General features: G+C 38.0%; 22 protein-coding genes and 3 pseudogenes. 21 read left to right on the top strand and 4 right to left on the bottom strand.

Translation table 11 applies throughout. The annotated features are described in order from the left end of the window. Positions 1–550: 550 nt before the first annotated feature. Positions 551–1147 (top strand): DUF6624 domain-containing protein, encoded by a 597-nt coding sequence (locus AC0L7T_RS18315; RefSeq protein WP_473337318.1) that lies wholly within the window; start codon positions 551–553, stop codon positions 1145–1147. A 321-nt stretch (positions 1148–1468) separates the two neighbouring features. Here AC0L7T_RS18315 and AC0L7T_RS18310 read toward each other — a convergent pair. Further along, positions 1469–1624, bottom strand: a pseudogene (locus AC0L7T_RS18310) (IS91 family transposase); the annotation flags it as partial. Between the two features lie 439 nt (positions 1625–2063). On the opposite strand from AC0L7T_RS18310, the gene AC0L7T_RS18305 reads away from it, so the two are divergent. The 11 genes from AC0L7T_RS18305 (at position 2064) to AC0L7T_RS18255 (ending at position 10080) form a co-directional block, all read left to right on the top strand. Beyond that, positions 2064–2195 carry a hypothetical protein gene (locus AC0L7T_RS18305; RefSeq protein ID WP_473337316.1) on the top strand — a complete coding sequence of 44 codons (132 nt, stop codon included), beginning with the start codon at positions 2064–2066 and terminating at the stop codon, positions 2193–2195. Between the two features lie 590 nt (positions 2196–2785). Beyond that, positions 2786–3886, top strand: a complete 1101-nt coding sequence (locus AC0L7T_RS18300; protein WP_473337313.1) for a hypothetical protein — start codon at positions 2786–2788, stop codon at positions 3884–3886. Between the two features lie 670 nt (positions 3887–4556). Beyond that, positions 4557–5627, top strand: a complete 1071-nt coding sequence (gene ltrA, locus AC0L7T_RS18295; RefSeq protein WP_473337309.1) for a group II intron reverse transcriptase/maturase — start codon at positions 4557–4559, stop codon at positions 5625–5627. Between the two features lie 141 nt (positions 5628–5768). Then, positions 5769–5990: a group II intron maturase-specific domain-containing protein gene (locus tag AC0L7T_RS18290; protein ID WP_473337308.1), complete on the top strand. Its 222-nt coding sequence runs from the start codon at positions 5769–5771 to the stop codon at positions 5988–5990. Between the two features lie 123 nt (positions 5991–6113). After that, entirely contained in the window at positions 6114–6866 is a 753-nt protein-coding gene (locus AC0L7T_RS18285) for a class I SAM-dependent methyltransferase (protein WP_473337305.1), read from the top strand. A 95-nt stretch (positions 6867–6961) separates the two neighbouring features. Further along, positions 6962–7126: a glycine zipper domain-containing protein gene (locus AC0L7T_RS18280; RefSeq protein ID WP_473337304.1), complete on the top strand. Its 165-nt coding sequence runs from the start codon at positions 6962–6964 to the stop codon at positions 7124–7126. A 19-nt stretch (positions 7127–7145) separates the two neighbouring features. Beyond that, on the top strand, positions 7146–7295 hold the full coding sequence (locus AC0L7T_RS18275; RefSeq protein WP_473337298.1) for a hypothetical protein: 150 nt from the start codon (positions 7146–7148) through the stop codon (positions 7293–7295). A 403-nt stretch (positions 7296–7698) separates the two neighbouring features. After that, positions 7699–8541 (top strand): helix-turn-helix domain-containing protein, encoded by an 843-nt coding sequence (locus tag AC0L7T_RS18270; RefSeq protein WP_473337296.1) that lies wholly within the window; start codon positions 7699–7701, stop codon positions 8539–8541. Between the two features lie 109 nt (positions 8542–8650). Beyond that, positions 8651–9049, top strand: a complete 399-nt coding sequence (locus AC0L7T_RS18265) for a DoxX family protein (RefSeq protein ID WP_473337295.1) — start codon at positions 8651–8653, stop codon at positions 9047–9049. Between the two features lie 3 nt (positions 9050–9052). After that, entirely contained in the window at positions 9053–9538 is a 486-nt protein-coding gene (locus tag AC0L7T_RS18260) for a hypothetical protein (RefSeq protein ID WP_473337292.1), read from the top strand. Continuing rightward, positions 9535–10080, top strand: a complete 546-nt coding sequence (locus AC0L7T_RS18255) for a redoxin domain-containing protein (RefSeq protein ID WP_473337290.1) — start codon at positions 9535–9537, stop codon at positions 10078–10080. Before AC0L7T_RS18260 ends, AC0L7T_RS18255 begins: the two co-directional genes overlap by 4 nt. A 628-nt stretch (positions 10081–10708) precedes the next feature. On the opposite strand, the gene AC0L7T_RS18250 is transcribed toward AC0L7T_RS18255, so the two are convergent. Continuing rightward, on the bottom strand, positions 10709–11257 hold the full coding sequence (locus AC0L7T_RS18250) for a transposase (protein WP_473337288.1): 549 nt from the start codon (positions 11255–11257) through the stop codon (positions 10709–10711). Positions 11258–11458: 201 nt separating this feature from the next. Between AC0L7T_RS18250 and AC0L7T_RS18245 the strand changes: the two genes are divergently transcribed. Together AC0L7T_RS18245 and AC0L7T_RS18240 are read left to right on the top strand one after the other, a co-directional pair. Beyond that, positions 11459–13405: a pyrroloquinoline quinone-dependent dehydrogenase gene (locus tag AC0L7T_RS18245; RefSeq protein WP_473337286.1), complete on the top strand. Its 1947-nt coding sequence runs from the start codon at positions 11459–11461 to the stop codon at positions 13403–13405. 659 nt (positions 13406–14064) lie between these two features. Next, a complete protein-coding gene (locus tag AC0L7T_RS18240) occupies positions 14065–15237 on the top strand; it encodes a hypothetical protein (protein WP_473337283.1) in 1173 nt (390 codons plus the stop codon). 348 nt (positions 15238–15585) lie between these two features. On the opposite strand, the pseudogene AC0L7T_RS18235 reads toward AC0L7T_RS18240, so the two are convergent. Continuing rightward, positions 15586–15741 (bottom strand): annotated as a pseudogene (locus AC0L7T_RS18235) (IS91 family transposase); the annotation flags it as partial. A 366-nt stretch (positions 15742–16107) separates the two neighbouring features. Between AC0L7T_RS18235 and AC0L7T_RS18230 the strand changes: the two are divergent. Together AC0L7T_RS18230 and AC0L7T_RS18225 are read left to right on the top strand one after the other, a co-directional pair. After that, positions 16108–16239 carry a hypothetical protein gene (locus AC0L7T_RS18230; protein ID WP_473337281.1) on the top strand — a complete coding sequence of 44 codons (132 nt, stop codon included), beginning with the start codon at positions 16108–16110 and terminating at the stop codon, positions 16237–16239. A gap of 801 nt (positions 16240–17040) precedes the next feature. Beyond that, positions 17041–18345, top strand: coding sequence for a hypothetical protein (locus AC0L7T_RS18225; RefSeq protein WP_473337279.1), 1305 nt, complete (start codon positions 17041–17043; stop codon positions 18343–18345). Between the two features lie 374 nt (positions 18346–18719). On the opposite strand, the pseudogene AC0L7T_RS18220 reads toward AC0L7T_RS18225, so the two are convergent. After that, positions 18720–19105: pseudogene (locus AC0L7T_RS18220) on the bottom strand (transposase); the annotation flags it as partial. Positions 19106–19370: 265 nt separating this feature from the next. Between AC0L7T_RS18220 and AC0L7T_RS18215 the strand changes: the two are divergent. The 5 genes from AC0L7T_RS18215 to AC0L7T_RS18195 all read left to right on the top strand — a co-directional run bounded on the left by AC0L7T_RS18215 (position 19371) and on the right by AC0L7T_RS18195 (position 26775). Then, positions 19371–20030: a hypothetical protein gene (locus tag AC0L7T_RS18215; RefSeq protein ID WP_473337278.1), complete on the top strand. Its 660-nt coding sequence runs from the start codon at positions 19371–19373 to the stop codon at positions 20028–20030. A 344-nt stretch (positions 20031–20374) separates the two neighbouring features. After that, positions 20375–20917, top strand: a complete 543-nt coding sequence (locus AC0L7T_RS18210) for a GNAT family N-acetyltransferase (RefSeq protein WP_473337276.1) — start codon at positions 20375–20377, stop codon at positions 20915–20917. 499 nt (positions 20918–21416) lie between these two features. Further along, positions 21417–22025 carry an RNA polymerase sigma factor gene (locus AC0L7T_RS18205; protein WP_473337275.1) on the top strand — a complete coding sequence of 203 codons (609 nt, stop codon included), beginning with the start codon at positions 21417–21419 and terminating at the stop codon, positions 22023–22025. Between the two features lie 125 nt (positions 22026–22150). After that, on the top strand, positions 22151–23152 hold the full coding sequence (locus tag AC0L7T_RS18200; protein ID WP_473337272.1) for a FecR family protein: 1002 nt from the start codon (positions 22151–22153) through the stop codon (positions 23150–23152). 146 nt (positions 23153–23298) lie between these two features. Beyond that, entirely contained in the window at positions 23299–26775 is a 3477-nt protein-coding gene (locus tag AC0L7T_RS18195; RefSeq protein WP_473337269.1) for a SusC/RagA family TonB-linked outer membrane protein, read from the top strand. Position 26776: the final 1 nt, after the last annotated feature.

Below are 26776 nucleotides of genomic sequence, written 5' to 3'. Positions count from 1 at the left end.
TGTTTTGATAGGAATTCCTGTTTTAATAATCATTGATTCTGTTTTAATCAAATGGATTAGAATAAAAGTCAATGGAGACCAGATTAGTGTGCACAGATTATTTCGATTTCGAAAATTTTATAGTTTATCCTCGGATTTGAATTCTTGGAAACGGATTCAAGGTTATTCAAGATTTGGAGGAAATGGATATGTCTTGATTTTAAGATTTAATAATCATGACACCTATCAAATTGATTCTTCGTACGGTATAAGACAATATGAAGAAATTTATAGAGAATTGAATTTAAGATATAAAGAACTGAATGACAATAAATAACGGTTGGTAACACGCGGTAAAAAACATTGCGCAGAAAGTGCTAAATTGCAACAACATATCATTTAACAAACGGCTTAGCGGCTTGATACTGAAACGCTTTTAAATGCGCAACGATTTCTTACCGCCAAACGGTATCTATCAATTTGAATAAGCGTAACTAGTCCTTATATTGTCTTCTTCAAACAGTAGATACCCTATTGTTATGGCCAAGTTGAACACAACACAATTAGCAGAATGAATTACAACGAAATTGCAGAAAAAATAATTGAACTGAAAAATGCTGATTTGGAATTTCGTGAAAAGCTAATTGAAAGTGGAAAACTTGGTGAAGGCTACAATAAAGAAATGGCTGAAATTCACAACAAAAATGCCAAAACTCTAAATGAAATAATAAACAAAATAGGTTATCCAACGCTTGACAAAGTTGGCAAAGAAGCAAATGAAGCAACTTGGTTAATAATACAACATTCTATCGGACAACCTAATTTTATGAAAAAATGTGTGAAATTATTAGAAATTGCTGTTCATCAAAATATAGCCAATTCAAAATATTTAGCGTACTTGACTGACCGAATAGCAGTTTTTGAGAATAAACCACAACTTTATGGAACTCAATTTGATTGGGATGAAAGCGGAGAATTGAGCCCTAATACTTTTGATGACTTGAAAAAAGTGAATCAAAGGAGAAAATCTATTGGACTTAATTCAATTGAAGAACAAACTAAAATTATAAGAAAACAAGCTAAAAATAATAAACAATCGCCACCGAAAGACTTTGAAAAAAGAAAACAGGAAATTGAGGAATGGAAAAAAACTGTTGGTTGGACATAATAAAACCAGCCCATAATAACTAAGCATTCTGATGGCTGGAACAGCCTAGTCTGAATGCAGTGTTGAACCCTTAGAAATCTTCAGGATCCCTTCGGCAGGCTCAGGGGCCGTGCTCAGGGACCAGTACAGGTTGTTGGGAATTAGGGTTACTATGGGGAATGGTTTTCTCCTTTTGTTTTTTTAGTATTGGGTGATTGAAAATTTACTGATTTTATTTGTTCTATGGCCTAGGGTTCTTTGGTTTAGTAGCTATTATTCATTAGGTAATGGGTTTTGGAGTGAATTTTAGGCAGTTTTCACGTTTCGGACATACCTGTCCCATTAAGCTAGCTGGGGCTCATTATTTTGCTTCCTGATTTTATTAAACCAGTTGGCTGGTGGCCCCCGTTGGTCAAAACATGCCACTGTATGCACTTCTTCGGTTTTGCAAGAAGGGCACCTTTTAAGTAGGGAAGCTGGTTTTCCCCCTACTTCTAATGGTTATCGATCTTCGGAGCCTTTTGAGTTGTAAATCAAATCCCGGAACATTTTCACAGGCTTTTTCAATGATAGATTGCTTTTTTTTTCATAGCTTAAAGTGTTGAATATTAACGATAAGTCTAATGTGGGAAGAAACGGCAATAAAGCCGGCTTCCTGCCTTAGCAGGATTCGTTCAACAACACACATATAGCTTATGGCGGGTGAACGGCTATCAGCAAGGTCTTCGCTCCGTAGCAAAGATCATCACGGGCGGACAGGAAAGCTCTTCGAAACCGCCACAAGCCATATGCAAACCGTTGGTGTGCCACGAAGCTGTGGTAATCCAGTAGGTGTAAATCCTACCTAAATAATTTGCTGTTCATTTAGAAGAGCTCCCGACAGTTAAATTCGTGAGGGTTTCGCTGAAGCTCGGTATGCTCAAATGTGCAAGCTAAAATGCGTAAGCGTGAACCCATAGTAGCTTCGATAAGTGTACTTGTAGATGGGGAGCGTTTTGACGGTCTCAAACCCTGGAACATTGCATGGATTAACAGTAATGTGAAGTGCAATGGTCTACCGGAGTCATAGGGGTGGCGTGGTTATAGATGGATTACTACGGAACCCCGATTGAAAAGTCGGGGCAGGCTGTGGGAGGCCTCTTGTTTCAAAGGTTGGCAACCTTAAACGGGCTGATATAAGCATAGCGAAGTTCAGCAAGGGTACAAGAGAAGTCGGAGAAGCCCATAGTACCTATGATTGTAGTGTGAACAAAAACCATAATAGGAAAGGGGCTCTACTTTAGAGAAGCGAATATAGAATCGATACTTTCAGTACTGGCTTAGTCCTATTCGGCTGAATTTATAGGTAGTTGATTCTAAATGTCGCTATTTGTTTGTTCAAATATGAAGAGAAAGCAGAGGTGATTCATTTAGCTCATGGATTATACATATGCTGGGTAGAATCCTGTGAAAAGCAAATAAAGAAGGCTATCGGTAAGCCGTATGAGGGAAAAGTTCACTGTTTACCCCGTTTTTATTCGGAGCCTGCCCCGTGTTTTCGGGGTACGGTTTGATGAAGGGTTCCTGATTCTTTACTGCTTATTATTATCTTTATAGGTAATTAAATAGGGTAGGCTATCAGGCTCTACTCTACTGTGGCATTAGAATGAATCAGAAAATATGAAGGCAATCTTTTTTTCTTTACTTGTAATACTCAGTCAAGACCTTCTTTCTCAAAATGCTAATGAAGGTAACGAGATAAGACCTCTGAATCAATTTGTTGGTTATTACAATGTAGGTGTCAAACCCAATAAACCATTTTTTAAGAGTAGATGGTATTTAAAGGAAGGTCAATTATACACCATCTATGATTCAGATATTGACAGGAAATTTGAACCCTATGCAGACGGAGAATTGAGCTACAATATTGTTTACAATGAAAGTGATCTTCCAAACATTAATGAAGACGATACGACCTATTATGTAGTACTGACATTTAAGAACAATCAATTAGACCAGTTCAAAGTTATACGCCCCAGAAAAGAATGGCCTACTGATTTGTACGGATATAGAATTCCGGAATTAGATGAATTGGCTGTTGACGCTGACGAGCAAATGACCCAAAAACTCCACACAGATAATTTCAGATTTGTTTACAGTAAACAAGATGAACTCTATGTCAAAAATTTCTCCTCAAAAATTGAATCTCTTCATCATAAATTATTAGAAGAATTTAATAGTGAATCCATACCAATCACAACGTACAAATTATACCCTGATCTTGCTTCGTACCATAACGGTGTGTTAACTCCTGGAGCACCCGAGTGGCAAAAAGGAAGAGTTTGGACAGAAAATGAGATAAAATTAGTATCACCAACTTATCTTGAAACTGAATTGGATGAACCAATTTCTGACGAATTGCTTATTCATGAGTATGTGCATATCATTCACTGGAACAAAGTAGGTGATCCCAATAAAATTCCAAAATGGCTCTGGGAAGGTGTGGCACTCTATAAGGGTTGTTGTGCATGGGAAGATATAGATCAACTCGATTACTTAAAAAAAGAAAAATTTCCATCTCTTAAAAAGATTAATTGGAATGGGGAATTTCAATATCAATTAGGTTACTACCTCATTGAATTTATAGATACAAAATGGGGATGGGTAAAGGTCGTTGAACTAATGGCCAATAATGGAAACATTCAAGAAAGCCTTGGACTATCAATAAAGACATTTGAAAAAGAGTTTTATGATTATCTAAAAAAAGAATATTTGGACTAATGAAAATGCCACACAACAGTATGTATGAAATCATAGCCGCCCAAATCTATCGCTCAATCCAAAGCTACGATTCATAGTGTGCCAAGAATCAACCACGGCAATAAAAGGTTGAATGCTTTAAATAAGATGATGGTAGGTCCATCAGGGTCGTTTTATAGGAGATGGCTCTAAACCACCTAAATGTGCTGCAATTAACAGTTGTGGTACTGAGCGTTTAGGAGAATCTAATCCTTGAGGTTAGCAGGTACGAATAAAGGAGTTGAACCCTGAGAAATTTTCAGGGTAAACTTAAGTAAACCATTGAAGAGGTGTCGAGAAGTAGGAACCTCCAGCCAAAAGCTACGAAGTATGATACGGAGTTAAAAGTGATGTTAGTGATAACATTAATTACAGAGTTAACCTATTTATCTTCTGTAAGGCTGGCGTCATTCAGATGGCAAAGCCTGCCCCGTATTTTCGGGGAACTTTATTCAGGCTTATTTAAGGAACTTGGGAAACTGCATACAAATGCCAAGGGAAATACACAATAAGATCAACCTAGAGGTAGAATACCGATAGTGTGTGCAGAGACAGATTAACCCGTAGTAGTGATGAGATTTCTGTAATAGAAATGGAGCAAAGGGGTTAAGTTGTACCGTTACATTTTATTAAACAACTTACAAAAGTGAGGATGAATTTATGGAATGAAACAAAATCAATACCGATAAGTCGCCAAATGGTTTGGGAGGCTTATCAAAAAGTGCGTTCCAATAGAGGGAGTGCGGGGGTTGATGCGATAAGTATTCAAGAATTTGATATTGACCGCAGAAAACATTTGTACAAACTTTGGAATCGAATGGCATCAGGGAGTTATTACCCGCCACCGGTCAAAGAAGTGGAAATACCAAAGAAAGACGGTTCAGTCCGAAAATTAGGTGTACCTACAATTAGCGACAGGGTTGGTCAAATGGTGGTCAAAATGTTCATTGAACCAAGATTAGAGGCAGTATTCAGTACGAACTCTTATGGATATCGGCCAAATAGAAATGCCCATCAGGCATTGACAGAAGTACGAAAGAACTGTTGGAAGAAAGACTGGGCAATTGACTTGGACATCAAAGGTTTCTTTGATAATATATGCCACAACAAACTGATGCTTGCCGTAGAGAAACACGTACCCGAAAAGTGGGTAAAATTCTACATTAAACGATGGTTGGAAGCACCCGTTGTTACAGTATCAGGAGAACTAATCCAAAAACAAGGAAAAGGACCACCACAAGGCGGAGTAATCAGTCCATTGTTGGCAAATCTCTTTCTACATTATGCTTTTGATAAATGGTTAGAACAGAAAGATAAAAGTGTAGCTTTTTCACGTTATGCCGATGATGTGATACTACACTGTAACACAAAATCCCATGCAGAACGAATACTACGATTGGTACATCAAAGAATGGAATCGGTAGGGTTGGAACTACACCCACAGAAGACAAAGATTGTCTATTGTCGAGATTTTAGAAGAAGAGAAAAATACCCAACTGTTAAGTTTGATTTCTTGGGATATTCTTTTCAGCCTAGAACCGCCTACTCTAAGAAAAAGAGGAAGCTGTTTATAGGATATGACTGTGCCATAAGTATAAGTTCAAGAAAACAAATTGCAGAAAAACTTGAAGAGTTAAACCCGAAATATGCAATAGAAAATCTATTACGTGCTGAAATCGCTTCAAAATCAGCCACTTCGTTGCTATTTTCGACTTCACCATAGCAATGCTATGACTCAGTCTCCAAATAGCCTGATTTTCTTGCGATTACAACACTCATTACGAATCCTATTACATAATCCGGGTTAAACGTAAATAAGCTTACGTTTAAAAGCATAGTTGGAGTAGCTCAATATCTAAATCCAATGATTAGAGGATGGGTTCATTACTATGGTAAATTTAAAATGTATGAACTTACGAAAGTCTTCAGATTGTTGAGTAAGCGATTGGTTTGGTGGGCAAGGAAAAGGTATAAGCGATATAAAACCAGTATTAAGAAAGGTTACAAATGGTTAGCAAGAGTACGGAGTCAATACCCCACCTTGTTTTACCATTGGAACTTCTCCCAAATAAACATTATAGCTTAGATTTGTACAACAAGAGCCGTGTGAAGGGAGACTTTCAAGCACGGTTCTGTGAGAGGCTTAGGGCTAAATTCCCTTTGCCTACTCGATTACTAAACGTTGTGTGCAACCTAAGACAATCACAATATGACAGAAATAGAATTAATAATAGACCTTCATAAGAATTCTGAAAGACAAGGGCCTGGAAGCGAAAAAGAAACGTTGAAGGCTCTTGAATTTATGAATTTTCCGAAACAGGAAAAATTAAAAATTGCTGATATTGGCTGCGGTTCAGGTGGTCAGACATTTACACTCGCAAAAAATATAAACGGGCAAATTACAGCAGTTGACTTATTCCCGGAATTTTTAGCTGAATTAAATGAAAAATCAGAAAAATTAGGCCTGAAAGAAAAAATCAGAACGCTTGAGAAATCAATGGACGACCTTCCATTTAGCAGAGAAGAATTCGATATTATTTGGTCAGAAGGTGCCATTTACAATATCGGATTTGAAAATGGATTGAAAAAATGGAAAGAATTTTTGAAAATAGGTGGCTATTTGGCCGTTAGTGAAATAACTTGGATAACCAATTCTCGACCAAATGAAATAGCAGACTTTTGGAAACAGGAATGTCCTGAAATTAATACAGCTTCAAATAAAATAAAAGTTTTAGAAGGTAATGGATATAGTCTTGTTGGTTACTTTTATTTGCATCAAGATAGTTGGACAGAAAAATATTACAAACCAATGGAAGAAAGGTTTGAACTTTTTCTTAAACGAAATAATAATTCTAAGCTAGCGAGAAAAGTCGTTGAAGAAAACAAAGCTGAAATAGAGATATATCAAAAATACAAGGATTATTACAGCTATGGATTCTATATAGCTAAGAAGAATGAATAGGAAGGCAGCACACAACAATGCATACCTGATGGGCCTCCCAAAAGGTCGGCACATCAGGTATGCTCACGTTGGCGGCAACTAAAAGATAAAACAATATGAAAGACAAAAACAATCTAGGTTTAGGAATGGCAATAGGGATTGGAATAGGTACTGCGATAGGAGTAGCATTGGACAATATAGCTATATGGGTTGCGATAGGAGTAGCATTGGGGGCGGGAATTGGAAGGATATTATCTCAAAAGAAGAGGAAAGAGGATTAGACTTAATTAAATTGTAAAGATGAAAATAAATCAAAATCCTCAAGTAAGGGTGAAGTTTAAAACTTATCCAAAAGAGATAGAAATCAAGTTGAATTATTTAAGAGAATTAATTCTTGAAACTGCATCTGAAATTGATTCAATATCAGAAATAGAAGAAACCTTAAAATGAGGAGAGCCAAGCTACTTGGTAAAAAATGGAAGCACGATTATAGATTGGAAACCAAAAAATCCAAGCCAATATGCTATTTATTTTAAATGTACGGGTAAATTAGTTCCAACAATTAAAAATATATTTGGAGATAAATTTAAATATGAAAATACCCGAGCAATAATATTTAAAATAGAAGAGGAAGTGCCTTAAAAGAATTGAAAGAATGTATTGAATTGGCATTAAAATATCACTTGGTCAAAAATGAACCATTCATGGGTAGGACGATATTATAAGAAATAAAAGAGCAGCCGCCAACAATGTGGATAATGTTCGGTGCCTCCACAAGGTCGGCACCGCCATATCCACCCACGTTGGAGCCAATTAAAAAGACCTTGAAAACATTATAATGAGCAGTAATTAAATGATAAAAAACAGGCAACATATTGACCTAAATGGCAAAACGCTTTTAGAAAAACTAACTGTTCTTCCTCCTCTACGACAAAACCCAGTTTTTCAAGATGAGGCTTGTTTTCTTTACTTTAATGAAGGAGGTTCTCATATTTCGGCTCCAACAGAAAAAATCACTATAAAAGAGCATGAAAGTGTTTTGTTGAAATGCGGCACCTATTTCGCTAATCTTTTTCAAAACAGAACTTCTGGTATTTGCGAAGTCTATGTGATTCATTTGTTCCCAGAGGTATTAGAAAAAATATTTAAAGAAGAAATTCCATTCTTTGTTAAAGAACAAAAAACTAGTAAATACACTTACAGCCTCTCACATAAAAATGTCATCGATCATTTTATTGCAAGTCTCAATTTTTATTTTGACAATCCTGAATTGGCAAAAGAAGAAATACTTTACCTTAAAATAAAAGAGTTGGTTTTGCTCTTGCTTCACACCGAAGCTGCCGAAACCATATTAGAGTTGTACAGCTATTTATTTACGCCTGAAAAAGCAAATATTGCAGAGGTCGTAGAATCACACCTTTACTCCAATCTAAGTTTGGAACAGATGGCGTTTCTTTCGGGTCAAAGCCTTTCTTCTTTTAAGAGAGCGTTTAAAAAGCATTTTGATGATACACCCGCCCATTATATTCGGAATAAACGCTTGAAAAAAGCTGCCGATTTATTACTTTATTCTGCTCTCACGATCAGCGAAATAAGTTTTCAAGTTGGCTATGAAGACTCCTCCTACTTCTCACGACTATTCTTACAAAAATTTAAGATTCTACCTTCTGATTATAGAAAAACAAATCAGAAATAAACGTTCAAATGCACTGAGCCATTAGTCCTGTTTTTTGAACCTTATACCAAGGCATCATCCTTTCTTTTTGTCATTCCTTTGCTTTAGTTAAAACTAAAATATTAGCAAAATGAATAATACAAGAAAAAAAATAATTTACTGGATTACTACAGTGCTTATTGCCATTGCTTTCCTGATCCCTGGATTTGGGAATCTATTAAATGTCGAACATTTTTCACAAGACATGTTACATTTAGGGTACCCAATCTATTTTCCAACAATTCTAGGTATCTGGAAAATTGCAGGTGCTATAACAATTCTTCTTCCAAAATTAAAAGTGCTGAAAGAATGGGCTTATGCTGGAATTGTATTTGACCTCACTGGAGCTTCCTTTTCTAGACTAAGCGTTCAGGATGACATTAACATGATTATAATCCCATTAATCATTGCCAGTGTGGCCATGATATCTTGGTATTTAAGACCTGACAATAGAAAGTTATCGCCTACATCCCAAAAATATAATCAATAGCGCATGGATTCTTTAGTAGTATTAGGCATGCAATCCACCTTCAGTATGGTGGTGTTTTTTCTGATTCTCAAGTGGTATGTAATTCCGAAAATCAACATAGATACAAAATTTGATGTTCTGGCAATTCTTCTGCTTGTCAATGTATTTCGCTACTTACCGCTCTCTTTATTTATGCCCGGACAGGTTGCAGCTGATTTTCCTCTTTATCTCAAAGAGATTATAGCACATGGCGATTTTCTCTCAGGAATATTGGCATTCATAGCATTGGTTTTATTGAAATCAAAGAAGAAGTTCGCCATCATCTTTGCGTGGTTCTTTTCTGTTGTAAGCATTATTGATATCGCAGTGGTAATGAGTTTGGCTATGTATGAAAAAGTATATGAGCTACCACTCGGTGCAAACTATTTCACAGTCTCTGTTTATGTGCCTATGCTTATCGTGATTCAGATGTTGATTTTGAAAATTCTAGCTCACAAGAAGTACAAATGAGAAAAGTAATCCAAGTTGGTGACTCAGCACCTATAATTCAGAGAATAGATGTTTGGGGCAATTCGATTAGCGTTCCTGCCATGAATAAATGGTTTTATTTATCCTTTCATCGTTTTGCAGCTTGCCCATTTTGCAATTTGAGAACAAATGAATTAATACGTAACTATGAACTCTTTCAAAAACACAAGGTGGAAATTGTTTCTATTTGGCCTTCGGATAAAGATCATTTACTGCGATTTGTAGGAAGTGAAAAAACTCCCTTCTTTATGATTTCAGATAAAAACAAACGTTTTTATGAAGCCTATGGTGTTACAGAGTCTTCATTTGCTGGCGCAATCAAGTTGTTTTCACATCCTAAATTGATGTTGAATGCCATACAAAATAAAAATGCCAATATTGAAATTGATGCTGATCCTAAACTGATGCCCGCTAGTTTTCTGGTTGATCCAAATGGTATTGTACAGATGGCATACTACGGAAAACATTTTGGTGACCATCCTAAAATTGATTTTATTCTAAACCATATAAAATCAAAAACATGAAATTGTTCTAGCATATTTATTAATACTCATATCCATTCAAATTTATGGTCAGAATAATGTAGTAACAGTGAATGTTACTGGACTGGTAAACAAAAAGGGACAATGAAAATGAATAAAAGCTGAAATCAATTAATTTGTTTGTTTTGTAAAGTTAAAACTGGCTACAACAATTCGATTAAGACTTCGGTTCATTGTAGTCCCAAGCAGTCAGGATTGGACTCAGCCTCCGGTAGCTTTCTTCTATGGGGATTGGATAGTTTTTTTTTGTTGGTTAAGGGAGTTAGGAGGCATTAAAATTGTTAAAAAGTTGACGAATTGATTGTTTAGTAGCATTTTTAAATCCTTGATTCATTGATTTTTGAGGTCTTAAAAAACCTAAGACATAGGTGTTCCAGGGCTTCCAGTAAAGCCTTTTTGATAGCGTGTGATTATTGGCGAGGTTATGCATTTTTATGTTGGCGTAAGGGAGGTCCTGGCTCTGGGGCGATTAGCTTGGTTGTAATAAGCGTTTCATTTCCACAGCAGTGGCACCTTTCAGGATTGTAATTGAGTTTTTCCTTCGCAATCTGTACCCAAGAGTATTTAACTTTTTGCCATTTGGGTTGGTTGAGGTCTTTTTTTGCCAGATTTAGCTCTTTGTTCTTGTTTCTGGATGCCAAGAAACCATAATGGCGTATTCTAACAAAGCCAGAAGGAAGTATCCCGATTCTCGGGACAAGTTATGCGAAGAAAACCTTCTCAGGAATTCACTTCCACCTAATTTAATCTGCTTGTTTTTCCCTTCTTGTCGGTAATCTTTATAAGTGAATGTGACATTTTCCTGATCAACCTTTTTAAGTCTGTGATTAGAGATGGCTATTTTGTGGGTATACCTTCCCAGATATTCCACCACTGTTTTTGGAGAAGCAAAATGTCGCTTGGCGTATACTACCCATTTGGTTTGGAAAACTTTTTTAGAAATATGCTGTGCAACAGATATTTTTTTTCTGAGCACCGCCATAAAAGTTGCTCGGAAGACAGTGTTTTCAGCATAAGCTTTGATGGTAATTTGGTCTTCAAACTTTCGGAAATGCAGGGCAAATCCAAGCACTTCACGTTTGGCCTTATCTATTAAAATTTTAGCTGAGTTGGGCCGGCTATTGAGCCATCCGTAATTTTTATGTATTTTGTTTATCATTATAAGCGTTTGTTGATGAGCAATATACCAATGGTAAACCTTTAGCTACCGGAGGTTGAGTTCAACAAAAACTATAAGTAAGCAGGGCGACAGTGAAAAACGAAACAATAAATCTAAGAACTAACTTTCTGCTCGGTAGACAGGAAAGTGCTTCTAAAGCCCGCCTGCGCATAGTCAAACCGTCAGCAATAACTACATATCATGAAAAAACTAAAACCGTTTTCAGTATTTTTACTTGTACTTCTTTTTTCCTCATGTCAGCAAGAAGAACGAATTCGTAATTCAGAATTTCCTTGGTATGGTGCAAGTCTCGCAAATGATAAGTTCGTAAGTCTTGACCAGATTAATGGAGAGAATTTTAATAAGTTAGAAGTTGCGTGGAGATGGACTTCTGTAGATGAATCCATTATTGAACAGGATAGCACACTCTGGACTTGGACAAATGAGTCTACACCTATAATGATTGATGGAATTCTTTATACGAGTACTTCATTAAGTCAGGTTGCTGCCATTGATGCCAAAACTGGTCAAACGATTTGGTCATATAACCCAGAATCATATGTGGAAGGCTCTCCACCAAATCATGGATTTGTTCACAGAGGTGTCGCATTTTATGAAGATGGAGCTAATAGCAAAGTATTTATTGGTACTGGAGATGCTTATCTCATTGCACTTAATGCCAAATCCGGCGAGCTTGTAAGCGAATTTGGAAATAATGGAAAAATTGATCTTACCAAGGGATTGAGAAGACCGATTGACAGACTAGCCTATGGTGTTTCGAGCCCTCCGATTATTTGTCGCAATACTTTAATTATAGGATCATCAATTGTTGATTATCCAATTCATGAATCGATGCCGCCAGGTGATATTCGGGGATTTGATATAAATACCGGTGAACAAAAGTGGATATTTGAGTCCATTCCACAAGGTAATGATCCGGGTGTTGAGACATGGGAAAATGAATCCTGGAAGAATATCGGCAATACAAATGTTTGGACAATAATGAGTGCTGACGAAGAATTAGGATATGTATTTTTGCCTTTTGGAACTCCGAGTAATGATTACTATGGAGGCAATAGACATGGAGATAATTTGTATGCCGAAAGTTTAGTTGCACTAGATGGGGCAACAGGAAAAAAGATTTGGCATTTTCAAACAATCCATCATGGCATATGGGATTATGACCTACCAGCGGCCCCTATTCTTATGGATTTGCTGATTGATGGTAAAAACACGAAGGCTGTGGCACAGCTTACAAAACAAGGATTTTGTTTTGTTTTTAATAGGGAGACAGGAGTCCCTATTTGGCCAATCGAAGAAAGAGCTGTCCCTGCCTCGACCGTGCCAGGTGAAAAAACATCACCAACTCAACCATTCCCAACAAAGCCCAAACCTTTTGATCAACAAGGACTCTCAGAAGAAGATTTGATTGATTTTACTCCAGAATTAAGAAAAGCTGCCCTTGACTACGTCAACCAATATGTCTACGGACCGTTATTTACTCCACCTTCACTTAAAGGCACTTTACTATTTCCTGGAGTTGCAGGCGGTGCAAACTGGGCTGGTGGTGTTTTCAACCCAAATAATAACCATTTATATGTTCCTTCAGTTACGCTGCCATTTTTAGTAAAGCTGCAGAAAGCGGAGGGTGCTATGGAATTTAACAAGTACTACAAGCTACCTCCAACGGTTCCCTCTCTTGACGGCCTGCCGCTGACAAAACCACCATACGGACGAATAACTGCCATCGATATGAATAGCGGAGAGCATTCTTGGATGTCCCCCGTAGGCTCAGGGCCGATTAATGATTATAGGCTAAAAGAATTAAACCTGCCTCAATTAGGTTGGCCATTCAGAATGCAGGTTCTTGGAACCCAAAATCTACTATTGATAGCCCAAGACGGTGGAGTGGCATCTCGGGCTTATGCATCGCGGGGCTATAACATCGCTATAAGTAGTACTGATATCGAACCATCACTTCGTGCTTTTAACTATGATAATGGCGAGCAAATAGCTGAAATTCCAATCCCCTCAAATGCAAGGGGGGCTATGATCTCATATTTGCTCGATGGAAAACAATACATTGTTATTCCGATTGGTGGGGCCTCAAAACCGGCAGAGTTAATTGCTTTAGCACTACCAGACTGAATATAAAAAAAAGCTGAGAATAACTAAGCATTCTGATGGCTGGAACAGCCTAGTCTGAATGAAGTGTGTGTGCCCAGCATGGGCATCTGGTATCGTAGATACCAAATTATTCCAGAGGGTGAAAACCTGTGCCGAATTTTATCGGTATCCCTTATGTGCGGGGATTAATGTCCCGAAGCATTAGCAAGTCGCAATGCCTGCCCTTTTTTTTACAGGGCTCGTTTGCTGTAAAGCATGGAGTAAAGCCCTGAAGTCTCAGGATATGCTAAAAGCGAGACTGAAAACCCTGGTTCCAACGAACAGAGCCTGTCCCGTCCAAACGGGAAATTGGATATGGAGGCCGGTAAGGTCGGATGAGAGGACTGAGTGTTAAGAAAATATCTGGGGGATATTTTTAGCGAAGGGCCAGCAGGAGGGGAGGCATCATACTGACGTCCAAAGGTTGGGAAACTAACAGGCATCTTGCCGGTAAATCCAGTGGGTATTGGTGTGAAAACTTCACTGTTTACCCCGTTTTTATTCGGAGCCTGCCCCGTATTTTCGGGGTACGGTTTGATGAAGGGTTGCTGATAGTTTACTGCTTATTATTATCTTTATAGGTAATTTTATAAAGTAGACTATCAGGCTCTACTCTACGCGGTCATTAAAATAAATTGACATTGAAGGAATATAAAATAGCGAAAGGATGGGCGATATTTATTTATCTGTTTGCCCCATTATTGGTTGGACTATTTGGGTGGGTTCTAATTCTTCCATTCCAAAATGGCGACTTCTCACCAAGTTTTACTTGGATTTTAGTTCCAATTTCTATTGCAATGATAGCCGTAATGGTTTTTGGCCTAATGGAAGCTTATAAAGGCAAATTCATAATAAATTCTGATTCCATTAAATCCATTAGTTCATTTTCAAATAGGGCTTTGAGATTTGATGAAATAAAGGGATTTACTGTCAACGAACAATATATTTTCATTGAACCGAAAAACAAACTCGAAAAAGGGATAAAAGTCAGCTCGTTTACAGGTGGATACAATGAAATATTAAAGTGGCTATATGAGAACTATCCAGATCTTGACCAACAAAATGCAATAAAAGAAGAACAAGAAATTTTGAGTGATGACTCCGTTGGTTGGACTAAGGAAATAAGGGGAGAAAAGCTTAACAAGGCAAGGATGAATGCCAAAATCATTAATTGGGCTGCAGGATTAGTAGCAGCTTGGACTTTTTTTTATCCTACCCCATATCAGTACTCGATTTTTATAGCAGCAGTAATTCCAATTATTGCATTAATAGTTACTAAGACCTCAAATGGTTTAATAAGAATAGATGAAAAGAAAGGAAGTGCTTATCCTTCCGTTATTTATGCTTTTATCTATCCTTCCCTTAGTATTATGCTACGAGCACTTTTAGACTATGAAATTTTCGATTACGGAAATCTATGGTTTACTGTAATAGCAATAACAATACTTTTCCTATTAACACTTATGATTAAGCAAAGAGAAATAACATTTAAAAAGAAGATGGACTTTTTTACTGTTGGTAGTTTGAGCTTATTTCTTTTTGCCTATAGTTATGGAATAGTCATTCATTACAACTGTTTTTATGATAATTCAGAGCCAACGTTTTATACGGCTAAAGTTTTGAATAAAAGAATTAGTTCAGGAAAGTCAACTACACGATATTTAGAACTTACTACTTGGGGACCACAGACCGAAATCGATGAAGTAAGTGTGGGAAAAGAATTTTATAATCGAACTGAAATTGGAAACCAAGTGAATATTTATTTCCGAAAAGGAAACTTAGAAATACCTTGGTTTATAGTGACAGATAATTGAATAAAAATAACGACCCGCTATAACTAAGCATTCTGACGACTGGAACCGCCTAGTCTGAAGACAGTGTGTGTGCCCTGAGAAAGTTTCAGGGTAAACTGCAATGTCCCTTCGGCACCCTTCGGCAGTCTCAGGGACCGTGCTCAGGGAACAGTTCAGGGTGTTGGGAACTTGGCTTACTATGGGGAATGATTTTCTCCTTTTGTTTTTTTAGCGTTGGGAGATTGAAAAATTACTGATTTTATTTGTTCTATGGCCTAGGGTTCTTTGTTTTAGTAGCTATTATTCAATTGGTAAAGGGTTTTGGAGCGAATTTGAGGCTGTTTTTGCCATTAGGACATACCTGTCCCATTAAGCTAACTGGCGCTTTTTCTTTTGCTTTCTGATTTTGTTAAACCAGTTGCCTGGAGGCCCTCTTTGGTCGAAGCATGCCACTGTATGCAGTTCTCCGGTTTTGCAAGAAGGGCACCTTTTAAGTAGGGAAGCTGGTTTTTCCCCTACTTCTAATGGTTATCGATCTTCGGAGTCTTTTGAGCTGTAAATCATAGCCTTGTATATTTTCACATGCCTTCTCAATGATAGATTGCTTTTTTTTTATAGCTTAAAGTGTTGAATATTAACGATAAGTCTAATGTAGGAAGAAGCGGCAAAAAAGCCGGCTTCCTGCCTTAGCAGGATTCGTTCAATAAAACCTATACGCAATACCCTTCGGGTTACTGCGCATAGCCAAACCGTTGGTGTGCCACGAAGCTGTGGTAATCCAGTAGGTGTAAATCCTACCTAAATAATTTGCTGTTCATTTAGAAGAGCTCCCGACAGTTAAATTCGTGAGGGTTTCGCTGAAGCTCGGTATGCTCAAATGTGCAAGCTAAAATGCGTAAGCGTGAACCCATAGTAGCTTCGATAAGTGTACTTGTAGATGGGGAGCGTTTTGACGGTCTCAAACCCTGGAACGTTGCATGGATTAACAGCAATGTGAAGTGTAATGGTCTACCGGAGTCATAGGGGTGGCGTGGTTATAGATGGATTACTACGGAACCCCGATTGAAAAGTCGGGGCAGGCTGTGGGAGGTCTCTTGTTTCAAAGGTTGGCAACCTTAAACGGGCTGATATAAGCATAGCGAAGTTCAGCAAGGGTACAAGAGAAGTCGGAGGAGCCCATAGTACCTATGATTGTAGTGTGAACAAAAACCATAATAGGAAAGGGGCTCTACTTTAGAGAAGCGAATATGGAATGGATACTTTTAGTACTGGCTTAGTCCTATTCGGCTGAATTTATAGGTAGTTGATTCTAAATGTCGCTATTTGTTTGTTCAAATATGATGAGAAAGCAGATGTGATTCATTTAGCTCATGGATTATACATATGCTGGGTAGATTCATGTGAAAAGCAAATAAAGAAGGCTATCGGTAAGCCGTATGAGGGAAAACTTCACTGTTTACCCCGTTTTTATTCGGAGCCGGCCCCGTATTTTCGGGGTACGGTTTGATGAAGGGTTGCTGATTCTCTGCTTCTTATTATTATCTTTATAGGTATTAATAAAGTAGCCTATCAGGCTCTACTCTACGCAACAATTGAAAAAATCTCTAGAGAGCAATATTGCTTGTAACAGCAGTTTCATCTTTAGCCTATAAAACTAGATTATAATAAATCGCTAAATCTGGTCGCAACATTCGTAAGCTCAGCCTTAGCTCATATTCTATTCATGGAAATCACTTAAAAATGTCATCACTGTCATTTTAATGATGACATTTTTTTATTAATCCGATATTTATATAATCAATAAAAATCAGATCAATGAAATTAATGAAAATACTATTTGCACTAGCCCTATTAACATCATTTTCCTGCGCACCAGATGATACTACCAATAACCTTTCGGTAACGATCGAAGCCTCTGGATTAAGTGATGACAAACTCGCACTTAACAATATGGCAAGATTCGTAGCCAACGTCTCAGGTTATGATGGTGATGCATCAGATCTAAACTACCAATGGACATTGTCTACTGAGCGAGGAGAACTTTCAGATGGATCAAATTCATTACCTAATGCTACAATTGCTGGCAGTGCTATAAATTGTGTTGGCAAGACGGCTGGTGAGGAGCAAATCTTTGTAGACGTATTAGATGCTTCAAATAAGACCATCGCTTCAAGCTCTTACAACTTCACCATTGTAGCACCAGATGATGGAGACATCACACGTGGATGCTATGACCAACCCAAGATTATCTATCTAAAAGGCCTATCGTTATACGTCTGTAACTTTGATGGATCTGATCAGCAGTATACTGGCATCGGTGCAGCCTACGGTGCAAATATCTCGCCTGATGGAGAATGGATTGGTGTACTTAAATATGAGGGTGATATTACATCAACTTACAATGGGTATTATATGCAGCTTAGAAGATGTGATAATTCAGAAGTAATTGAGATACCTTACCAACCTTTTAATAAGGCTCCATTTGTGTTTGAAGATGCATATCCGGAATTTTCACCAGATAGCAAGAAACTTTACTTTATGAGGCCAAATCCATCTTCAGACGCCGCCTCAAAAAATTTTGGTCGTCCCCTTGAACTTGTGGCTTATGACATCGAAACTGAGGAAGTGACATTTTTGACTTCCTTGTACCAACAGAATGGTAAAGTAGTTCAATTCACCGTATCACAGACAACAGGTGAAATTGGATTTATTCGCAAAACCTATAATACAAGTAATACTGAAGTTATTACTACACTTTCAATATTACAACCAGAAACTGGTTTTACGCAAGATTTGGCTATATTGCCTTCGGCTCAATTTCAAGGGATGGATTGGTCTAGCGATGGACAAGACATTATCTTTTCTACAAGCACAAGTGGTGAGAAGGGTATATTTCGTATTAACACTACAAGTGGTTCACAACCTATTCTATTATTTGCTGACCCATCAATAAATTCGTTACCACCAGGTTCTCCAAATTATTATGCAAACGATAGCAGAATTGTATGGAGCGGCCAGGAAAACGGCACAACCAGTATTAACCTTTGGACTATAGATGCCAATGGTGGCGATATGCAACAGCTTATAGATGTGCCTCAAACCATTTTTATGGAAGGTGTGTTACACTGATACTAATAGGTAATTAAATATAAAAACTGTTGCCAATAACTAAGTATTCTGACGGCTGGAACAGCCTAGTCTGAATGCAGTTTTGAACTCTGAGAAAGTTTCAGGGTAAACTTCAATGTCCCTTCGACACCCTTCGGCACCCTTCGACAGGCTCAGGGACCATGCTCAGGATCCACTTCAGTGCCTTGGGAATTAGGGCACTATGGGGAATGATTTTCTTCTTTTGCTTTTTTTGCGATGTGAGAATGAAAAAGTTTCTGATTTTAAATTGTTCTATGGCCTAGGGTTCCTTTTTTTAGTATTTATTATTGAATAGGTAAACGGTTTTAGAGTGAATTTTAGGCTGTTATTACCATTTGGACATACCTGTCCCGTTAAGCTAATTGATGCTCATTATTTTGTTTCTTGATTTTGTTAAACAAGTTGCCTGGAGGCCCTCTTTGGGCGAAGCATGCCACTGTATGCAATTCTCCGGTTTTGCAAGAAGGGCACTTTCTGAGCAGGGAGTCTGGTTTTTCTCCTACTTCTATTACGACCTGACCGATCTGCCTGTCGATATAGACTTTGTGTGTGGCCTTAAATGCACTGGCCAGGATGCCATAATGCCTGATCCGGGTAAACCCCTTAGGTAGGATCCCGATTTTCGGGACAAGTTATGTGGTGTGAAACTTCTTAGGAATTTGGAAGCCTTTAATGTGCAAATTTCTTTTTTGCCCTGGTTCCGGTAGTTCTTTACCGTAAATTGAACCTTACCGTTTTGAAGTGTACTGGAGGAGCCAAGAAGGGTAAAGTAAAAATGCGGCCGGTTCCGAGTAAATAGAAAAATCAGTATCTTTAAGAAGCTAGGAGTAGGATGGAAGAGTACGTTTCCAAATGCCCACCTTCCCTAAAATAAATCCCGTTGGGGGTAACTGTCGTACAGACCATAAAGAGAACGTTAAATTGAAAGGTTTGGATTTGTAAAAGCAAATAGAAAGACATGACAAGCACTTGACAGGAATAGGTGTCAAAAGACAAAAAGATCAATGAAAAGAGTATTTCAATTACTGTTATTCGTAACCATAGGGTTTATATTATTAGTCTCATGTGAAAAGGATGAACCTCTACCAAAAATGAGATTATGCGATGATAAAGAAAATTTCTATTACTCGGGAGAGGAGAAAATTTATCTTGGAAAACAATCATTGTCTGAAATTTATATTGTGTTTGAGCAAGAAAATGTATCAAAAGAGTTTGCAGAATCTATATTGAGTAAATATTCCTTCATGACTAATAGCGCTATAACAGGGTACATCAATTACGATCAAGTTTGGCTTAGAATCAATGAAACCTTGACCGACTGTACGCAAGTCAATAATTATTTGAAAGAATTAAATAAAGACGATGAAATTTATTCAGCTACACCTATATTTTATACCAATGAGAATGACCCAAATTCTTATGTTGTTTTATTAAGTGAAGTTCTAACAAAGATTGATGAGGATATTATTTCTGAATCTGACTTTATAGATTATGCAGAATCAAAGAATTTAGAATTAATTAGTTCGAGGTATTCTATTCAATATTTTAAAAATAAAAAAGTTGAAACAGGTTTTGAGTCTTTAGAAATCTCTCAACAGATTTATGAAAGTGGAAAAGCAGCGTATTCTCACCCGAATTTTATAGTAAAGATTGAACTGCATTAAGTGGCTTCGTTAACAAATCTCAACACGAGGGTAATTTCGTCTTCGCAGATAGAAAAGAAATATTTCGAGAAATATTTCGTAAAAAGTTTATTCACGGTGGACAATTTTTGGTTAGGTATCATTCAATGCGAGCAGCTACCAATATTGTGTTTATGCGATTTGCGGATGAGGCGTTAATTTGAAGGCTAGTTTCTATATTTCGTTTCGGCAGGTAGGACAAGTCGCAGCTTTGAAATCCGCAGCTATCTTAAACATGGCAGTTAGCGGTCATGTTAAGGATGACATTCGGGCCCAAAGTGATCGATAAAAGGGAAATAAAGATCAATAAGTGAATAAAAATAGATATGGAATTGGAATCAAAAAGATTAAAATTGATGGAGGTCGGTTGGAATGATTTAGAAGATGTCCATAAGCTCTATTCAATTCCTGAAGTTGACAAATATAATACTCTTGGAATTCCCATAAATATTGAAGAAACCAAAGAAAACATCCGTCCAATGATTGAGGTCCAAAATTCAGAAATCAGAAAGTCATATTTTTGGAAAATCGTAAAAAAAGATTCTGATGAATTCATTGGAGTTTCGGGCATGACTTTATCTGCAAATAAGTATAAACTTGGGGAAATCTATTATAAACTGCTTCCTTCCCAATGGGGAAAGGGGTTTGCTACAGAAGTATCTAAGACCTTGATAAAATCTGGGTTCGAAGATTTTCATTTGCATAAGGTAGAAGCTGGAGTAGCAACAGAAAACATTGGGTCAATTAGGGTTTTAGAGAAATCGGGCATGACAAGGGAAGGTTTGAGAAGAAAAATACTTCCGATTAGAGGGGAATGGAAAGATAATTTTCATTATGCTATTGTTGAAGATGACCCGCGAGATTATTAAGAAGAAAAGCACTAACAGCTAACAGCAAAATACTCCAAGTCGGGCAACTAACTTCGTTGTCAGGAAGTTAATAATTTTAAGTGCAAATCTAGGATATTCAGTGGTTAAAATCCCCTGCCTGTAAATAGCTGAGAACCGGGTGTGGAAATGTAAGACAACAATCACAGTTCTACCCAATACGATTGCTGAGTTTAGGTTATCGGGAGAGGGGGGTAAGCATCCTTATTTTTCAAAGTAAAGGAAAAGGCTTATGAAAAAATAGTTGACCAGAAAGGTACTTTTCTATATTTTTCAGATTTGTCTGATAAAGCTTTTAAAGCAATGATAGTGGATAACTAATTCCATTGCGCGGGGTTCCCAGATTCCCCATAACACTAAGATTTACGGTATAATACGCAAAAATGTAATTGTGCTATTTTTTAGGCATTAATTTTAATTTAAAATAGTGAGTGTTCAAAATATCCTTATATTTAGAAATTAAGCAACAATAAACCCAAAAATGCCTCAATATAAACTTGATCCTTTTTCAAGTGAAAAGCCCGATATTAGTAATTTGGAGTCCCCCAAGTTATTAAAGGATAGTGTATTATGGGATGATTTCAGGAATGGTGCTGACGCAGCATTTATTCAAATTTATGAGCAGTTTTTTGATAGCCTGTATGCTTTTGGCATGCGCTTATCCCAGGATGAATCTCAAACCAAGGATGGGATTCAAGAAGTGTTTTTTGACCTCAGGCGCCTTCGCCATAAAATAGGTCCTACTGATAACATTAAATTTTATTTACTCAAATGTCTTAAACGGAAACTCCAGCGACAGTTTTCGAAGTGGGATCAGAAAAGGGAAAGCCTGGACAATAGTAAGGATTTCGATTTCACTATATCCCATGAGCAACAATTGATTGACCAACAATTAAGCTTGGAGAGAATTGAAAAATTGAATAAGGCAATCAGTATGTTAAGCCCAAGAAAGAAAGAAATCATTTACTATTTTTTCTATGAAGGTTTCAGCTACTCCCAAATCCAGGAAATAATGGGATTGGACAATGTCAAAACCACTCGAAATTTAATGTACAAAGCATTGGGTTTTTTACGGCAGACCCTAAAATAGGAAATGTCAAACGCTAGGTTTGATAAATTCTTCCTTCGGGTTTAAAATATTTTGTAAAAAAATAATTTTTTTAGGTGTTCTTTTGGTGATGCTTTGTATTTACCTATAAAGCCAGTATAAAATTGATGAAGACCAAAGAGGATTTTTTAATCGACCCAGAGTTTATTGCCTGGGTAATGCATCCAAATGATCATTTGAATCATTATTGGTCTAAATGGTTGAAGGCCAATCCAAAATCTGTGAGCGAATTAAAGCTGGCGCGAGAGATTTTATTGCGCACCAATTACCAGGAATACAAGGCTCCAGAGGGGATGAAAGAGGAAATTAGACAAAAGCTCTTAACCATAAAACCTGCGGACCATCTAAGAGAAAAGAAAAACTACCGATGGATTTTAAATCTAGCAGCGGTATTCTTGGTAGGATTTGCCTTGGTTTGGATCTCTGGGGTTATTGGTGTCGACTTGCAAAATAGTCAGGTCGAAAATGTAGTGATGCATCATAAAAAGACAATTTCAGGAGAAAAATTACAGCTAACCCTTCCGGATGGTACCAGGGTTTGGATGAACAGCAATAGTGAATTTTCCTTTCCAGATAAATTTGGAGCTTCTGAGCGGAAAGTGTTTTTAAAAGGGGAGGCATTTATAGAAGTGGAGAAGGATAGCCTGAGACCTTTTAGGGTTGTAGCTCAGGGCATGGTGACCACCGCTTTGGGTACTTCCTTCAATATAAAGGAAAATGGTGAGGTAGGAATTAAAATATCATTGGTAACTGGTAAAGTTAAAATTGAGAATGTTACTACCAGTGAAGATTTTTTTCTAAGTCCTGGGGAGGAATTGTACAAAGATCCCCTTACAGGTGAAAAAAGCATACGCAAGTTTGATATTCATACCATTTCATCATGGAAAGAAGGGACCATTTTATTCGAAAAATCGAATCTTGTCGAGGCGGTTGCGCTTTTGGAAAATTGGTTTGGGGTAAAAATTGAAGTGAAAAATGCTAAAAATCCCTCTTGGGAATTCTCGGGTGAATACCATAATCAAAGTTTGGAGAATGTATTGAAAAGTATGGCCTATGTGCAGAATTTTGAATTTGAACTAAAAGGAAAAAATGTCACAATCAAATTTTAAGAATAGAATACACAAGATACCACCATAATAAAACCGGTTGGATAAATCCAACCGGCTGTGGGAGGTCTAAAGATGGAGAACATTGGGGAATGGATCCAACCATAGACCATGCATATTGAAATTAATTCCAATAAACCCTTAAAAATATGAAAAAAATATTACTTCAGACAATTATGATGTTGTCCAGAGGCTTCTTGTACGGTTTAATTTTTCAAATGCTGGTAGTAAATTTTACCAGTATCCTACAAGCAAAGGGCCAGTATAAAAGTATTGATGAGGTAGAGGTAAGCCTCTCCCGAAAAAAATTGGACCTTTACTCATTTTTTGATGAGGTAAAGCGACAAACTTCTTTCCGGTTTTCCTACGATAAAAAGATCCTCAAAAAGTCATCTGTTATGTCCTTTAACAAGCCGACAGGAACAGTTGAGGAATTCTTGATTGAAGTTAGCCTTCAATCTAACCTGCATTTCAGGCAATTCAACAATACGATTGATGTCAAAGTTGCAACCCTAAAGACAAAGACTGGAAAGCAATTAATGGATCCTGTGACCATTTCAGGAACTGTAAGGGATCAAGCAGGTGAACCGCTTCCAGGGGCTACTATTTCTGTCTTGGGTAGCAACAAAGGAACCGTGACAAGTATCGATGGAACGTATTCTATTCAAGTTGAAACCGGAGAAACCCTTGTTTTTTCCTATATAGGCTTTCAAAATCAATCTTTTGATATAGGCAATCAAACGACCTTAGACGTGATTCTATCCGAAGATGAATCGTCCTTAGAAGAGGTGGTTGTAGTGGGATATGCTGAACAAAGAAAGCTTTCAGTGACAGGGGCAGTAAGTTCTGTTTCTTCCGATGAGTTGGTGAAAAGTTCCTCCCCAAGCCTGGCCAATGCGCTGGCAGGAAGGCTTCCTGGCCTGACTTCTATTCAATCTGGCGGAGGCCAGCCAGGAAAGGATGATGCAACTTTATACCTCAGAGGCGCAGCCACCACCAACGGTAGAAGCCCATTGATATTAATAGATGGAGTGCCGAGGGACAATATCAGAACCTTGGATGCCAACGAAGTTGAATCCGTTACGGTACTAAAAGATGCTTCTGCTACGGCTGTGTTCGGTGTGAGGGGGGCCAATGGGGTTATATTAATTACCACCAAGCGAGGAAAACCTGGTGAAATGGAATTAAACATTAGCCTTGATCAAAGCTATAGTTCCTTTACCTATGAGCCGGAAAGATTGACATCTTTGGAGTACATGAACCTCAGAAATGAGGCAGGCCGGAATGATGGCATGACCACACCATTTTTTAGTGAGGATGTCATGGCAAAATATGCGAACCCCTTATTGGGTCTGGACCCCAATGATCCGGATTATGCGCAAAAAGCAATGGTTCGTCAATACATGTACCCTAACCATGATTATTACCGCGAATTTATTTCCAGGTATTCCCCGCAGACCAGAGTCAATGTGAGTGCAAGAGGCGGTACCGACAAAATCTCTTATTTTGTCAATGGTGCTTACCTAAATCAAGGTGGGAATTTAAATACTGAGCCTAAATCTCAATTGGGCTATGATCCTTCCTCATGGATGAAAAGGTATAATTTCAGGGCAAATATTGATTACAAAATTACTGAGTCGTTCAAGGCATTTTTGAACATCGGTAGCTATATCGAACAGGTCAATATGCCAGCAGCATGGCTATATGGAGGGGGTGATACCAACTGGATGATGAGAGATCTCTTTTATCAGGCGCAGACCATTTTACCCATCACACCCGGCCCAACCACCATTGACGGATTCGGAGTTGCCCCTGGGCAGATTGTTGATCCGGGATATATGGATCGCTCCGCATTTGAAGTAATGAATCGCTTTGGATACAGAAACGAGGTGAGATCAAACCTGAACTCATCTTTGGGTATGGAGCTGGATTTAAGCAATATGATTACTGAAGGCTTAAGTGTAAGGGGTATGGTTTCCTATGATGCCCGGGCAACCACTGCCATGCAGGGAAGTAAGTCAGAGAGGTTGTTTTTAGCTGAAGTCAACTCAAATACTGATGAATTGAGCTATGCAGTAAAAAGACCTGATGAATCCTTGCTCTCCTTATCCAAAGGAGCTGATTCCAGGTACAATATTAACATGCAGGCAGCCATACAGTATTCCAGAATTTTTAATGACAAACACAGAGTGAGTGGTCTGATTCTGGGCCAACGGGACAATTGGGAATCCACCTTAGGTGAAATTCCTTATAATGTTCTAGGCATCGCAGCTAGGGCTACTTACGAGTACGATTACAAATATTTGGCTGAAGTGAACATGGGCTATAATGGCTCTGAGCAATTTGCCCCTGGAAAACGCTTCGGTTTTTTTCCAGCGGTGTCCATAGGATGGATTTTAAGCAATGAAAATTTCCTTTTGGACAATCCGGTACTTACGAATGTAAAATTCAGGGTGTCAAATGGACGTGTAGGAAATGACCAAATGGGATCTTCCAGATTTTTGTACCAAAGTGACATTACCATGGGGGGTGGACCATTGTCTAGTTTGGGTAGGGGGCAGGGTGTTAACCAGGGTTTACTGGGAAATCCTAACATTACCTGGGAAATAGCGGACAAGCAAAACTATGGTATCGACCTGGGAATAATAAATCAATTGGACCTTTCATTTGATTACTTTATAGAAAACCGTACAAACATTCTTATCTCCAGAGGTACAGTGCCCTCATTTCAGGGCGTACCCCTAAACAATATTCCCAAGGTAAATATGGGTGAAGTTGATAACAGTGGTTTTGAGCTGGAATTGTCTTACAGAAAGCAGCTAGCTGATGATTTCAATATCAATATCCGAGGTAATTATGGCTATAATCACAATGTTGTCAAATTTATTGATGAACAAATTAGGGATGATTCCTACGTGCACAGATACCGTAGTACAGGCTACTCAATCGGTCAGACCTGGGGCTATCAAATAGATTATGACAATGGGAACGGCATATTTAACACACAGGAGGAATTGGATGCTTACAGGGAGAATACCCAATATGGATTTGGCGTGCCCAGAGTAGGTGATTTTAAATACAAAGACCTCAATGAAGATGGCACTGTTGATGATAAGGACCTGACTCCCATTGGATATTCTTCAATTCCAAGGGTAACCTATGGTGCAGGTGTTAACCTCCAGTATAAAGCATTTGATTTTTCAATTTTCTTCCAGGGAGTGGGAAAATATTCTCGCAATTATAGTGCTCAGGGAGTTTATGAAAACATAATCCAGGGAACTTATTTTGATTATCATAAGAATGCATGGACACCTGAAAGATATGCTGCAGGGGAAGAAATTACCTATCCTGCACTGAGTACCAGGAGTACGACCAACCACACGGCAAATAGCTTTTTTATTATGGACAGGTCATTTGTGAGGTTGAAAAATATTGACATTGGATATACCCTCCCAAACCATATGACGCAGGTAATTGGAATGAGCGCACTTAGGGTGTATTTAGGAGGTCAAAACCTCCTCACCTGGGATAATTTGAGAATGGGACACCTGGACCCTGAAAACAATGATTCCATAGGGTACCCGGTTACCCGGATGATGAACTTTGGTTTCAACGCCACCTTTTAAA

This window comes from Cyclobacterium sp. 10D3-21, from assembly GCF_055809755.1.
This window is presented reverse-complemented; position numbering and strand designations above follow the sequence as displayed.